11 protein-coding genes are annotated in these 13,357 nt (G+C 70.6%); 7 read left to right on the plus strand and 4 right to left on the minus strand.

Features of this window, described 5'->3' with window-relative positions; genetic code table 11:
- A complete protein-coding gene (locus tag BLQ97_RS05955; protein ID WP_091364257.1) occupies window positions 1-960 on the minus strand; it encodes a sulfotransferase in 960 nt (319 codons plus the stop codon).
- A gap of 71 nt (window positions 961-1,031) precedes the next feature.
- On the opposite strand from BLQ97_RS05955, the gene BLQ97_RS05960 reads away from it, so the two are divergent.
- The 3 genes from BLQ97_RS05960 (at window position 1,032) to BLQ97_RS05970 (ending at window position 4,664) form a co-directional block, all read left to right on the plus strand.
- Window positions 1,032-2,426, plus strand: coding sequence for an O-antigen ligase family protein (locus tag BLQ97_RS05960; RefSeq protein WP_091364258.1), 1,395 nt, complete (start codon window positions 1,032-1,034; stop codon window positions 2,424-2,426).
- 5 nt (window positions 2,427-2,431) lie between these two features.
- Window positions 2,432-3,586 (plus strand): methyltransferase domain-containing protein, encoded by a 1,155-nt coding sequence (locus BLQ97_RS23585; RefSeq protein ID WP_217637075.1) that lies wholly within the window; start codon window positions 2,432-2,434, stop codon window positions 3,584-3,586.
- A gap of 67 nt (window positions 3,587-3,653) precedes the next feature.
- Complete coding sequence (locus BLQ97_RS05970; protein WP_091364260.1) at window positions 3,654-4,664, plus strand: hypothetical protein; 1,011 nt, start codon at window positions 3,654-3,656, stop codon at window positions 4,662-4,664.
- A gap of 16 nt (window positions 4,665-4,680) precedes the next feature.
- On the opposite strand, the gene BLQ97_RS05975 is transcribed toward BLQ97_RS05970, so the two are convergent.
- From BLQ97_RS05975 to BLQ97_RS05985, 3 genes are all read right to left on the minus strand, one after another.
- Window positions 4,681-5,880 (minus strand): GumC domain-containing protein, encoded by a 1,200-nt coding sequence (locus BLQ97_RS05975; protein ID WP_139173478.1) that lies wholly within the window; start codon window positions 5,878-5,880, stop codon window positions 4,681-4,683.
- A 103-nt stretch (window positions 5,881-5,983) separates the two neighbouring features.
- Complete coding sequence (locus BLQ97_RS05980) at window positions 5,984-7,084, minus strand: hypothetical protein (RefSeq protein WP_091364262.1); 1,101 nt, start codon at window positions 7,082-7,084, stop codon at window positions 5,984-5,986.
- 218 nt (window positions 7,085-7,302) lie between these two features.
- Window positions 7,303-8,919: an oligosaccharide flippase family protein gene (locus BLQ97_RS05985; RefSeq protein WP_091364263.1), complete on the minus strand. Its 1,617-nt coding sequence runs from the start codon at window positions 8,917-8,919 to the stop codon at window positions 7,303-7,305.
- Between the two features lie 492 nt (window positions 8,920-9,411).
- Here BLQ97_RS05985 and BLQ97_RS05990 point away from each other — a divergent pair, with 492 nt between their 5' ends.
- The 4 genes from BLQ97_RS05990 (at window position 9,412) to BLQ97_RS06005 (ending at window position 13,329) form a co-directional block, all read left to right on the plus strand.
- A complete protein-coding gene (locus BLQ97_RS05990; protein ID WP_091364265.1) occupies window positions 9,412-10,125 on the plus strand; it encodes a nucleoside/nucleotide kinase family protein in 714 nt (237 codons plus the stop codon).
- Window positions 10,122-11,096, plus strand: a complete 975-nt coding sequence (locus BLQ97_RS05995; protein WP_091364266.1) for an NAD(P)-dependent oxidoreductase — start codon at window positions 10,122-10,124, stop codon at window positions 11,094-11,096. Before BLQ97_RS05990 ends, BLQ97_RS05995 begins: the two co-directional genes overlap by 4 nt.
- Before the next feature lie 99 nt (window positions 11,097-11,195).
- Window positions 11,196-12,056: an isocitrate lyase/phosphoenolpyruvate mutase family protein gene (locus BLQ97_RS06000; protein ID WP_281181374.1), complete on the plus strand. Its 861-nt coding sequence runs from the start codon at window positions 11,196-11,198 to the stop codon at window positions 12,054-12,056.
- A gap of 280 nt (window positions 12,057-12,336) precedes the next feature.
- On the plus strand, window positions 12,337-13,329 hold the full coding sequence (locus BLQ97_RS06005) for a carboxylate--amine ligase (RefSeq protein WP_175471614.1): 993 nt from the start codon (window positions 12,337-12,339) through the stop codon (window positions 13,327-13,329).
- Window positions 13,330-13,357: the final 28 nt, after the last annotated feature.

Below are 13,357 nucleotides of genomic sequence, written 5' to 3' on the forward strand. Positions count from 1 at the left end.
TCACGCTCCGCCGGTGCGTGCTGCGCCGGTCAGCAGGGGATAGCGGTAGTACAGCAGGAAGGGCCAGGCGAGCGCCCGGACCACCAGTTGCCGGCGTCGGGGCATGCGCCGGCGCCACTCGTCGTCGAGCGAGATGCGGACCGGACCGACCCGGAAGCGGTTCGGGTTGCCTTCCACGGTGTGGTGGACACCCAGGACGACGGTCCGGTCGTCGATGAAGGGCGGTGCGGCGTCCTCGTGCAGGAAGGTCAGGACGCGGCCCACGGTCGCCTCCGGTGCGGCCGCGAAGTCCTCGTAACGGAGGAAGAGCCATCGGTCCGGCGGCACGAAGCGACGTAGCGCCTCGGCGCTGAGGCAGTTCTCCGTCCACCTCGCCATGCTCGGCACGAGGCGGCGAGTGGCCATCGTCCGGCCGGCACCGGGAATCGGGACGGTCTTGTTCCGTCGCTGCCAGGAGAACGCGACCGCGCCCGGATCGCGCACGATGTGGAGCACGTAGTGGTCGACCTGGTCGAGGCCGGCCATCACGGCGGCGTCCTGGGCGCGCTTGGAGCTGTCCACGAGCACCCGTGCGCCCGTCACCTCGGCGATCGCGGGGATCAGCCGTGCGGTGATCCCGCGCACCTCGTCGAGCGCCGCCCACCCCGTACGGCCCGTCGCCGCTGTGCGGATGACGCGCAGGCGGCGTCGCCGGGGTGCGAGCGCGTCCTGGGCTGCAGCGATCGCGGTGACTGACTGAGGCGCTCCGCCTCCCGCCTTCACGAGGACGGCAGACCACACGGGGCACTGGTCCGGTGGCAACCCGCAGCCGCAGGAACGCTGCTCGAGCAGTCCGCGCCGCCAGAGCCACCGCAACTCGCCTACGTCGACGACGCCGTCGGCCTCCCCGAGGGCACCGGCGAGGATCGTGGTGCCGCTGCGCCCCGGGCCGACGATGGACAGCACCTTCGTGCGGCTCATCTGGCGCAAGGTACCGGTCCCGGGACTACCCGTGTGTGCGACGATCCCCGGCGTCCGGGAGGAGGGGTCACGTGCTGCTGGCGGCCCTGGCACCGCTCCTGGTCGCCTATGCCGTCGCGTGCTTCCGTGACCCGCTGCGCTGGGCGCTGCCGGCTTACGCCGTCTCCATCCCGTTCAGTTCGCTGTTGTCCTTCGGAGCGGGTCCGTTCTCCTCCGCGTCGTCACTGCTGGGCTTGCTGCTCGGGGTCGCTCTACTGACCCAGTTGATCACCACGCGGCGGAGCAGTCCGCGTCTGTCGCTGGCGATACCGGTGTGGTTGGCGTTCCTCGCGCTGTGTGGACTCTCCGTGTTCTGGAGCATCTCGCCCTCCGTGACCGTCAAGGCCGTCGCCGTCTTCGCCAGCCTCGTGCTCCTGTTCTTCGCGCTCGCTCTGACCCGATTCGATCGGGCGAGCCTGCGGCGCTTCGAGAGCGCTCTCCTGGTCGGCGGCATCCTGGTGGTCTGCTACGGGGCCGCGCAGCTGCTGTTCCTCGGGGGCCTGCCGTCCTTGGACGGCAAGTCCGCGCGGCTGGGCAACGACCTGCTCGACCCCAACAACCAGGCCGCGGCCCTGCTCCTGCCGCTGGCCCTCGCAGCTGGTCGGAGCCTGGCGGGGGAGCGGACCTGGCGATTGCTGCACGGTGCGGCCGCCCTCGTGCTGGTGGGCGGCATCCTGATGACCGGCTCCCGTGGCGGGCTGCTCGCCAGCGTCGTCGTGGTCAGCGCCGTCCTGCTCCTCGGTGCCGGCTCACGGCTGACCAGAGCCACCCTGGGAGCGGCTGCCGGGGTGGTACTTGCAGTCGTCCTCATCCTGCAGCCCGCCGGGATCGGGCAGCGTCAGGTCCAGGACACCCTGGACTCCTCGGGCAGGACCGACATCTGGACAGTGGGCCTGCACGCCTGCCAGGTGTACTGCCTGACCGGTGCTGGCTGGGGTGGGTTCCCCGTCGTGTACCGGGAGCAATTGGTCGCGGTCCCCGAGGCCCGCTTCTCACCGCGGGGCACCATGTACCAGCCCCACAACATCTTCCTCCTCGCTCTCGTCGAGGCAGGCGTGCTGGGGCTGGTGCTGGTGGCCCTCGGTCTCGGCGTCGCACTGGTCAGCGCCCTACGCCTACCGAGAGACATGCGCGGCCCTCCGGCGGCGGCGATGTTGGGAACGCTGGTGTCGTCCTTCTTCCTGTCCAACCTGGAGTTCAAGTTCTTCTGGGCGCTGCTGGCCTACATCGCGATCTCGGTGGTGCTCGCCGACGATCAACGCTTGCCACCGGCTCACCCGAGGGTTCTCCGGCGCTTCCCGATCACGGGGTCGACCAGCCGGATGACCACAGCCTCTGGTGAGTCGACGGCCCTGTCCCCGCCACCGCGGGCGGGCCCTGCTGGTCCTCGGAGCCGCGACGGTGAACGACAGGTAGAACGAGGCTGACGTACATGCGGACGGACATCCTGGTGTGCCCGACGTCGAAGCAGCCGTTGCGCGAGGTCCCGCTCGAGGTAGCCGAGCGAGACCTACCGCGGGGGAGCGCCTTCCAGGCGCCTCTCCTCACCGGCTGTCAACCGGTCGGCCGCACCCCGACCGTCTGGTTGAGGGCCGATGGGCGGGGCGCCTACCCCGTCGAGGACGGCTTCCCGGTCCTGCGTGCACCGGAGATGTTGACGCCATCCGATCAGGAACGCGTAGTCGACGTGACGGTCGAGCCTTATTCCGAGGTCTACTCGGAGTTGCTCCACTACAGCGGCATGGGCCGTGCCGACGCGGCCTCGATCGACAGCTCGACCGCCTTGCGCGACATGCGGCGGTTGACGGATTTGGCCGAGTCCGGTCGAGTCGCCTTCCCCGACCCTCCGGGAACGTGGTTGGACGCGAAGTACGAACTCGGTGCGCAGTACGACGCCTTCCGGCACCTGCGGCCCTTGCGGGGGGCCCGGGTGCTCCAGCTGGGCGGCAGTGGCCTGCACGCGGTCCGCTTCCTGCTCGCTGGTGCGGAGGAGGCCTGGCTGGCCAGCCCGATGACCGGAGAACTGCTGTTCGGCACGGCGCTCGCCGCCCGGTGCGGCGTAGCCGACCGGCTGCACTCCGTCGCAGGCCTGGCCGAGGAGTTGCCGTTCGCCGACAACAGCTTCGACGCCATCTACTCACAGGGGTGTGTGCACCACTGGGTGGTTCCGCTCGCCGGGCCGGAGTGTCTGAGGGTGCTGCGATCGGGCGGCCGGTTCGCGGCAGTTGAGCCCTGGCGGGGCCCGCTGTACGGGATCGGCACCAAGCTGCTCGGCAAGCGGGACCGCAACGTGGAGTGCGTCGTCCTCACGGCCGGCCGGGTCGCGGTACCGTTCGGGGGGCTGGACGCGCTGACCGTCGTCCACCACGGCGCACTCACCCGGTACGTGCTGCTGGCCCTGACGAGGGCAGGGCTCAAGTTCGACCGCCGGGTCGTCTGGCGCATCGGCCGCATCGATGACGCGATCAGCAGTGCCATCCCGCACCTGCGCGACACGGGGAGCAGCGTCGCCATCCTGGGGGTTCGCCCCGGCGTGGCCAGGACGGATGCGGCGGGCGACATGACTCACCAGATGTCGATCTCGTGACGTCGTGGCCATGACGCCGGAACCCCCCGGTAGAGGGTGCACCCGCCGCAGGCAGGGCCGACTCGTCGTGGGCCTGGCCGTCCTCACCTCCGTCGCCCTGGCGATCACGCTCCTCGTGGTGAACCGCGAGAAGGCGGCCGGGCCCAGCGCGGACCGCGCCGGCGTGGGCGCGCGCCCGTTCATCGCCTATGGGGAGGACTCCTTCTTCCGCACGCCGTTGCCTGACGACGTACCCGTGGATCCGCAGAGCAGCCAGGGCATCGCCTTCATCAAGCGCGAGGACGAGAGTGACCACCCGGTCATCCGTGGAGTCGAGGGCGACGAGTGGGGGATGCCCTTCGCCATCGGCACCTGTGAGGACCCCGTCTGGCGGTTCACCGGCGACGTGCCGCAACAGGTGGCCTGGTTGGGGACCGACGGGTTCCACGCGCCGAGCTGGCTGGGTGACGCCTTGACCCTCACCAGCGACTCCCCGCTGGTGGTGATCGACCGGTGCGGGTCACCCTCGATGCCCGAGGGCATGTCCGTGTGGGGGTTCGCGGCGATGCCCGGCCCCCGGCACACGATCGAGGTGGCGGACGCCGGGGCCTTCCGGCACGACTCCAACGGGCTGGACGCGCGCAACCCGTTGTCCGACTCCGACCTCAACTTCAACAGCCGTGGAGCGATACCCGACGGGATGTTGATCCGAGATGACCTCCTCGCCTGGGCAATGGCCCACGACGGGGACCTCGGACACGTGCTTCACGTCTTCTGGCTGGAGACCGACACCTCGGCCGGCTTCGTGCACCCCATGGTGGGCGACGAGAACCGCAAACGAGGCTGGGGCCCGGAGGGCATCCGACTCCGGATCAAGCCCGATGTCGACCTGGCCGCACGGAACTGTGATCCCGCCGGACTGGTGGTGGCGCGGACTCTGCAGCGCTACGGCGGTTACCTGGGCGACAACGCCGGAGGCCCGACCGCCATCAAGGGTCAGCAGGGCAGCGCTCTCCTCACCCGTGACGCCCTCTCGTGCGTGACCTGGGACGACTTCGCGTTCGTGCAACGTGGATGGGACGGGTCGACGACTGGTTGACGGCCGCCGAGCGCCCTCACGACTGGTCGGGTGTACCGGCGTTCGGCATGCCGGGGAGACCCGGAGCCGCGGCGAGTGGGTCTCTCCGCAGGCCCCGTGCGCCACGTCCGTACGTGGCCAACAACAGTCGGGCTTCCGCGCTGCCGCCGAGGTGCTCGGACACAGCGGTGTGCAGGGCAGTGCTACCGATACCCACCGGCACGACGAGGACGGTGACGGTGGTGTCCGGTGGCGGGATGAGGTCGGACGTCTCCGTACCGTCGACCAGGGTGACCGTCGGTCCGTGCCTGGGCTGGTGGCCGTTGGACGGATCGAGTGGGCCATCGGTCACCGGAGGCCGCCCAACGGCGCCCGCCGGCTCCGTCGCGGGCACCAGGCGGGTGTCGCGGACACGTGCCAACAGGCTGCCCAGGGCCGAGCCGACCTGCTGCCGGACTCGTTCCTCGTACGGCCGGCTGACCAGGACGGCGGTCGGCGTGGACAGCCTGAGCAGGCGCCGGCAGACCGGCACGAGGCCGGCGACGTCCTCGGGTCGAGGCTGTTCGTCGCCCCGCGTACGGGGGACGGTCACCAGGCCCAGGGCCGGCACACCGGTCGCCTCCTCGGCGCTCGCCGCGTCGAGTACGGGCCTGCGGGCGATGAGCAGCAGGCACACGGCGGCCAGACCCAGCACCAGCCCGCTGCCGACCCCGAGTGGTGCGGCGAATATGGTGCCGATCCCCTTGTCCTCGGCTGCTGGCGCCTCCGCCGGGCTCTGCAGCGCGAACGAGCCGACGCCCACCCCGGCGGCGTTCAGGGCCTCGATGAAGGTGTCGGCAGCCGCGTTGGCGATGGCTGCCGCCGTCTCGGGGTCGGGGTCGTGCCCGACGACACCGAAGACGATGGAGTTCTGCTCGGCGATCAAGGACACCCGGTTGGGGACGATCGCGGCGAAGTCGCCCGTGTCCCCGAACGTCGCCGAGATCGTCCGGGCGACTTCCCCGTTGTCGAAGACGGCCTGACCGTATCGGGGGAGGGCATCCAGATCCATGTCGAGTTGCCTCGCGATGACGACGGCCTCGGCGTCGGCTGGCAGGGTGTGCTGGACATCCAGGAGCGGCGCCAGCACCCCGCCGAACAACAGGCAGGCGGCGAAGAGGACGCGGTAGCGGCGTAGCCCCCACCGGAGCACGGTGACGGCGTCGGGACCGGCCGGCCTCATCGGTGGTCTCTCCATGACCTCATGGCACCGCCCCGTGGTCGTCGTCCGGTCGGAGCAGCCAAGCACGTCGAGACGGTCGACACCACGGATCCAGCCGCCGCTCGAGGCGGGCCGTACCTCAGGACATCCGCTCCAGGACGGACTCGACCGGAGCCACCAGTGATTCCAGGCGAAGGGGGTGGGGGTGCCGCAGCGCGTGTGCCTCGCGACCGGCCAGGATCTGCTCCAGGAGGCGGCACTCCAGCGCCGGGGCGTCCTCCACCCCCGGTGCCCGCCGCTCGGGGAACAGGAAGCGGAACTGTCGGTAGAGCGTGAGGAACAGGGCACGCTCGTCCTCGAGGGAGGCGCGCATGCGGGCAGCCACCCACGCGCCGGGTACCGGTTCGACGCTGACTTCCTCTCGATCGTGACTCTCGACCAGCACCACGTGGTCGAGCCGGCCGTGCAGCGCGACGGCGAGGTCACCGAACACCTGCGCCGGCGGGATGCGGACGTTGGCCTGCCGCGCCAGCACCGGAGCGGCGCGGCGGAGGACGGAGGCGGGCAGTCCGTGCAGCAGCCCGGCCAGGTGTGTCGCTGACGACGCCACCGCGGGGAGGGCGCGGAGGCGGGCGCGGGTACCGCGAGGGAGCCCGGCACGCAAGGCCGGCAGCTGTTCGAGCTGCCACTGCCAGACCCGGATCGGCTCCGGGATGCCGTGCATCCGTCCGTCCGCGGTGAGGTAGACCCACTCGTCGCCGACGTACCGCGCGCCCCGCGCCGCGAAGGCGAGCAGTGTCTCGGTCTTACCGCCCTTGGCCCAGCCGGTGGCGAGGACGCCGACCCCCCGGTAGGTGAAGGCGGAGGCGTGGAGGGGGAGCACCCCCTTGCTCAGGGCGGTCAGGTTGATGATGGCGAGCAGGTGCGGCACGTGGCCGGTGCGTCGTTCGCACACGATGTCGCAGCGCTGGCCGACCGTCTCCACAGGGAGCAGCGTCCGGGCGCGGATCCCGTCCCTGCCGCGGAGGAGGTAGAGGTCGTCGCCCGCGGCTGCGCAGTCCGGCCCGGCATGCACCATCCGTCGTGGCTCCGGCAGCTCGTCGACGAATCGCACGGTGATGTCCGGATCTCCCGTCAGCGGTGCGATCAGAGGCCCGATCTGCCGGACGAGGGTCTCGACGTCCCGGTCCTGCCCGTCGAGCACCCGGATCCTCACGAAGCCGTGCAGGTCGAAGTCCACGTCCCCCCGGAGTGCAGCCGGTCCGGTCCCTGTCTGCATCGACGTGCTCACCGTGCCGCCCGGGGTGCCAGCCGCTGCGACGGGCGGGACCGGGCCTCGACGCGCCAGCCGACGTACAGCGCGTGGAACGCCGTAGGCACGACGAGCCGCGCCCGGTCAGCGCTCCGGGCGGGCGCAGGGGCCCCCATCGGTGTCATGGGATCACCTCTCGCTCGGGGTCATCGGATGAGCCACCGCGCCAGCGGCACCCTGCGAAGTGCTGGGAAGGTGTCGGCCAGCTCGATCGCGTTGCGGCTGACGAGGAGGACGACGATCCAGGCGACAGCCCCGCCGGCCAACCCCACGGCCAGGCCCGGCTGGACCGTGGCCTGGAGGATCCAGAGCGCCGACGCGGCCGCCAGGATCACCAGGTAGCAGGGCAGCAGCCGACGGTCGACGAAGCCGGTGTCGAGGGAGCGTCGGAGTGCCCACTGGTTGAGCAGGTTCTGGACGACCAGTGCGCTCAGGTTGGCCACCGCGACGCCGACGGCGCCGTAGCTCGGCACGAGGGCCAGGTTGAGGGCCACGTTGAGCACCGTGACGCCGAGGTTGACGCCCACGAGGTAGCGGATGCACCCGGTCACCTGCAACGTGTAGGCGTTGAACCCGAGGACGACGCTGAAGTAGTAGCCGACCGAGAGGAGCGCGAGGACGAGCCCTGAGTCGACGTAGCGTTGGCCGAACAGGAGCACGGTGAGGTCGGGAGCGAGCGGTCCGGTGAGCACGAACACCGGGAACGTGAGCACCGCCACGAAGCCTGCGGTGTGCCAGTAGGACTGACGTAGGCCGTTGAGATCCGTCCGGGTGAAGAGGCGTGCCGCGAGCGGCAGGAAGAGCGGCGCGAAGGCTTGCTGTACGGCGTTGTTCAGCCGTGAGGGGTTGAAGACCGCCCGGTAGCTCGCCACTTCGGCTGCGGAGTGGTGGAGGCCCAGGATGAGGACCCCGCCGACCGTCAGGGACAGCAGGAAGAGTTCGCCGGTGAGCAGAGGGAACGAGAAGGAGAAGACGGCGCGGTAGGGCAGGACGACGTGGCGCGGCCGCAGCAGCCGGAGCAGGTCGCGCTCCCTGAGCACGCGGACGAACACCAGCGCGGACACGACCAGCCCGACGACGCCCGCTGCGACGTACCCGATGGCCAGGAAGGTCACCGACGAGCCGGTGAGGGCCAGGCAGACGACGACGACGAGTCGCAGACCCGGTGTGAAGAGGTACTTGCGGACGAAGATGGCGCCCGGTCTGCTGAACGCTGCGAAGAGGGAGACGAACACCTGATCCAGCGCGTCAAGCGGTCCGAGGAAGACCAGGATGAGAGCCACCCGGACCGTGGCCGGGTCCTGGACCGCTGACTGGACCAGGATGTCCGACAACAGGAACAGCACAGTCAGTGACACGGCGCTGGTGATCAGGATGGTGGCCACCGCGAGGACCATGCTGCCGAACATGCGGTCGTAGTCGCGTTCCTCGTCGTACTTCGCGAGGAAGCGGCTCAGGAGCCGGCCTTGACCGAGGGACAGCAGTGTCTGACCGGCAGCGGCGAGCGCGAGCGCGTAGGCGAAGCCGCCGTACTCGGTCTTCGTCAGGGCGCGCACGATCACGATCTGGGTGGCCGTGGTCAGGAGCACGGTCAGCACGCGGCCTGACACCAGGAGGGTGGAGCCGCGGACCTGGGACCTGCGCAGGTCCGCGGTGCTGGCTGGGTCCCGGGCCTCGGCCGTCGTGGCGGTCGCGGGAGAGGACGGCCTGTCCGAGGAACCGGGCGGTCGGCCGGACGCAGCCGCGCCCCGTCCTGCGCTCATCCCCGTTGCCCCCTAGGACAGCATCCCCAGCCCGATCGCGCCGAAGGATCGGGACGTTAGCGGGTCGTGAGGCCGTGGAGGTGGGCGTTCCTCGTCGCCGCTGTGATCCGGGACCACGGTGCGGGCTGTCCGGTGGCGCGGGGACAGGCGGCCGGCGGGTGTACCGCCGCGAGGTCCGAGCCCATGGACGAGGTCGATCTGAGCATCTAGTGTCCCGCGACACCGACGGGCCGGCGGGTCGACCAGTCGTGACTCAGCCGTCGTCGAGTGCGGCGGCGCGGCTGGTCGCCCTGAGAGCCCGTGGACCGGAGCAGGGAGGCGCCGGGCCGTCCTGACCCGCAGGAACCTGTGGACCGCGGGTCCGGTACGGGCGCCCGTTGTCCTTCGACGATCGTGGGGGAGAGCCGGACCGATGCAACTCACGGGGGGCGCGGCCGGAGGAGCAGGTGGAGCTGATCCGGTGGTCACGGGCATCGTGCGGATGGTCGTCGAGTGCTCCTCCGCTACGCCCGGGCAGCGCCAGTGATCAGCGTGGCGCTCATTGGTCCGGATGGGGCCGGCAAGAGCACCATCAGCGAGCAACTCGGACGCCAGCCGATGCCCGCGCCGGTAAAGCGGATCTACATGGGGGTCAACCTCGAGGCCAGCGGCCTCATGCTGCCCACGACCCGACTGGCGCTGGCCGTGAAGAAGGCGCGGGGTAGGCGGTCGGACATGGTGGCTCCCGGCGTGACGTCACCGCGAGCGACCCGCAACCCCGCGCGGCGTGCGGTCAGGGGAGGGGCGCAGGTCCTCCGTCTGGTGCTCTGGCTGGCCGAGGAGTGGTTCCGCCAGCTCGTGGCGGAGTACCACCGGCGACGGGGGGCGATCGTGGTGTTCGACCGGCACTTCTACGCCGACTACTACCCGTTCGACCCAGCGGCGGACCGCCGCCGGTCACTCACCGCCCGCGTCCACGGCCACCTGTTGCAGAAGGCCTACCCGAAGCCCGACCTGGTGATCTGCCTCGATGCACCCGGCTCCGTCCTGTTCGACCGCAAGCACGAGGCATCGGCGGAGTGGCTCGAGAAGCGACGGGAGCAGTACCTCCAGCTCGCCGACGTCATACCCCGGTTCGTGGTGATCGACGTCGATCGCCCGTTGGCAGCCGTCACCCGTGACGTGGCGGCCGCCATCACCGACTTCTTCGAGGAGAGGCGCGCGTGAAGATCCTCCTTGCCAGCTCGATCGACCCGACGGCCATCGAGGCGCTCGAGGCGGACCACGACGTGGTGCGGGCCTTCAACGCGCCCGAGGAGCAACTCGTACGGCTGGTACCGGACCGTGAGGCGGTGGTGTTCCGGAGCGGGGTCAGGATCACGGCAGCGGTCCTCGACGCCGCCCCCAACCTGGCCCTGCTGGTCCGTGCCGGCTCCGGGCTCGACAACGTGGACATCGCAGCCGCCGGCGAGCGGGGGGTCCGGGTGGTGCGGGTGCCCGGTTCGTCGGCGCAGCCGGTGGCCGAGCTGACCTTCGCACTACTGCTCAGCCTGGTGCGGAAGGTGTCGCTCGCCGACCGCCTGCTCCGGGACGGTCACTGGCCCAAGTCGCAGCTGGGAGGACCGCTGCTGGCAGGGAAGACGCTCGGCATCGTCGGGGCGGGGCGCATCGGCAGCCGCGTGGGCGAGATGGGCGCGGCCTGGGGCATGCGCGCCATCGGCTGCGTCGACAACGACGCCTCGGCCGCGGCGAGCGCCCTCGCGGCCCGGGGGATCGCCCTTACCGACTTCGACACGGTGGTCACCGAGGCGGACTTCCTCTGTCTGCACCTCCCGCTCGACGAGCGCACCCACCACATCATCGACGCCCACGTGCTCTCGCGCATGAAGCAGGGCTCGTTCCTGGTCAACGTGGCCCGCGGCGGGGTGGTGGACGAGTCGGCGCTCTATCCCGAGCTCACCGAGGGCGGCAAGCTGCTCGGGGCGGCCCTGGACGTGCACGAGCACGAGGGGGAGGGCGTCGTCTCACCGTTCGCAGCCCTGCCCAACGTCGTCCTCACCCCGCACATCGGGGCGATGGCCTGGGACTCCCAGCGACTCATCGGCGAGCGGGTCGTCGAACTGCTCGGCGCGCACGAGCGGGGCTGCCTGGACGAGTCGTTGACCGCCGAGGAGCTGGTGCCCGGTTCGGGGTCGTGACACCTGTCGAGCTCGGACCGGCGACCGCCGTGAACGGGAAGCACGAAGGGGAAGAGGGACGGTATGGCAGTCAATCGGGCTGAGCGGAAACGCGCCGCGATGCGGGCCGGCTTGGCGGCGGAGGGACCGTACGTGGCGGTGGGCGCCCACGACGCCATGAGCTCGCAGCTCATCGAGGCCTACGGCTTCGACGCCGTGTGGGTCAGCGGCTTCGGCATCGCCACCATGACGCACGCGCTCCCCGACCTGAACCTGACGACGATGACGGAGACGTTGGCGGCGTCCGTCCGCATCGACGGCGCGACCGATCTCCCCGTGCTGGCCGACTGCGACAACGGGTTCGGCGGCCTGACCAACGTGGTCCGCACGGTGGTGGAGTTCGAGCGCGCCGGCATCGCCGGCGTCTGCATCGAGGACAACCTGTTCCCCAAGCGGAACAGCCTCTACACCGGTGAGTCCAAGCGGGAGCTCATCCCCACAGAGGAGCAGGCGCGCCGTATCCGTGCCGGTAAGAACGCCCAGGAGACCGACTCGTTCGTCCTGGTGGCCCGGGTCGAGGCGCTCATCGCCGGACACGGGGTCGAGGCGGCGTGCGAACGCGCCGACGCCTACGTCGAGGCGGGGGCGGACGCCATCCTCATCCACTCGAAGGACAAGTCGCTGCAGGAGATCGAGGGCTTCCTCGCCGGCTGGGACGGCCTCGGCAGGACACCGCTGGTGGCGGTGCCGACGCTGTTCCCGGACTACACCGACCACGAGCTCTACCAGAAGGGCTTCCAGATGGTCATCCTCGCGAACCACCCGATGCGAGCGGCAGTCCAGGCGATGGAACAGACGTTGGACGTGCTCCGGTCGGAGCGCAAGGCGGCGGCTGTCGACCCGCACATCGCATCGGTGGACCACGTGTTCGAGCTGGTCAAGACGAAGGAGACGATCGCGCTCGAGGAGACCGGAGGTTGACGGCACGGTCGACGGCGCACTGCGGACCACCCCGGTGAGCCGGCCGCCTGCCGTCGTCATAGGGCTGGACACCATCACCGGCCTGCAGACGGCCCGTACGCTCTCCTCGCGCGGTGTGCCTGTCGTCGGGCTGAGCAACGACCTCCGTCACTACGCCTGCAGGACCCGGGCCTGTGTTCGGGTCCTGCAGGCGGACCTGCTCGGTGCACCGCTCGTCGACGCCCTGGTCGAGCTCGGACCAGAGCTCGACGGACCAGCGGCGCTGTTCCCCTGCACCGACGTGTCCGTCCTGCTGGTCTCCCGTCATCGCGACCGGCTGGCTCCCTGGTACCGCATCGCGCTGCCGGACCACGACGTGGTCGAGCTGCTCATGGACAAGAGCACCTTCCTCCGTCATGCCCAGGCCACCGGTCTACCCATCCCGGGTACAGCCTTCCTCGACGACCGGGGCGACGCCGAGGAGGCGGCTCGGACGCTGACCTTCCCGGTGGTCGTCAAGCCACCGATCAAGTCACCGACCTGGCAGGGCCACACCAACCTGAAGGCCTTCCAGGTGCAGGACGCCTCGGAGCTCCTCGAGGTCTACGACCGCGTGTCGGCGTGGTCGGACTGCCTCATCGCGCAGGAGTGGGTCGCCGGCGGCGTCGACTCCCTGTACTCGTGCAACGCCTACTTCGACCGGTCCTCCCGGCCGCTCGTGACCTTCGTCGCCCGCAAGATCAGGCAGTGGCCGCCGCTCACCGGCACCAGCAGCCTGGGGGAGGAGTGCCGCAACGACGAGGTCCTCGACGGCACCGTGGCGCTGTTCCGGAGCGTCGGGTACGTAGGTCTCGGCTACGTGGAGATGAAGCGGGACGCGCGCACCGGCCGGCACCTCGTCATCGAGCCGAACGTCGGCCGGCCCACCGGGCGCTCTGCCATCGCCGAGGGCGGTGGGGTCGAGCTCCTCCTCACGGCCTACTGCGACATGGTCGGTTTCCCGCTGCCGGAGGCGCGGCAGCAGCGCTACGTCGGTGCGAAGTGGATCGACGACCGTCGGGACGTGCAGTCGGCGCTCTACTGGGTCCGCCGCGGTGAGCTCACGCCGCTGCAGTGGTGGCGTTCGGTGCGCGGTCCCAAGTCCCACGCGGTGGCCTCCCGCTCCGATCCCCTGCCGCTCGTCCACGACCTGCTGCAGTCGACGGGCAGAGCCGTTCGGTTGATCGCCGCACGCTCCGGCCGGCTGCTCAGGCAACGGTGGCCGGTCCGTCGCCCGGCGCCGCACGGTCCGTGACCGAGCGGCCGGCTCGTGGCCTCCGCCG

The organism is Geodermatophilus telluris (assembly GCF_900102745.1).
Taxonomy (GTDB): domain Bacteria; phylum Actinomycetota; class Actinomycetes; order Mycobacteriales; family Geodermatophilaceae; genus Geodermatophilus; species Geodermatophilus telluris.

Coding starts and splice junctions, on each gene's coding strand:
- BLQ97_RS05985 (WP_091364263.1), bottom strand. CDS start 8,919: ATGAGCGCAGGACGGGGCGCGGCTGCGTCCGGCCGACCGCCCGGTTCC.
- BLQ97_RS05975 (WP_139173478.1), bottom strand. CDS start 5,880: ATGGAGAGACCACCGATGAGGCCGGCCGGTCCCGACGCCGTCACCGTG.
- BLQ97_RS06000 (WP_281181374.1), top strand. CDS start 11,196: ATGCGGGCCGGCTTGGCGGCGGAGGGACCGTACGTGGCGGTGGGCGCC.
- BLQ97_RS23585 (WP_217637075.1), top strand. CDS start 2,432: ATGCGGACGGACATCCTGGTGTGCCCGACGTCGAAGCAGCCGTTGCGC.
- BLQ97_RS05955 (WP_091364257.1), bottom strand. CDS start 960: ATGAGCCGCACGAAGGTGCTGTCCATCGTCGGCCCGGGGCGCAGCGGC.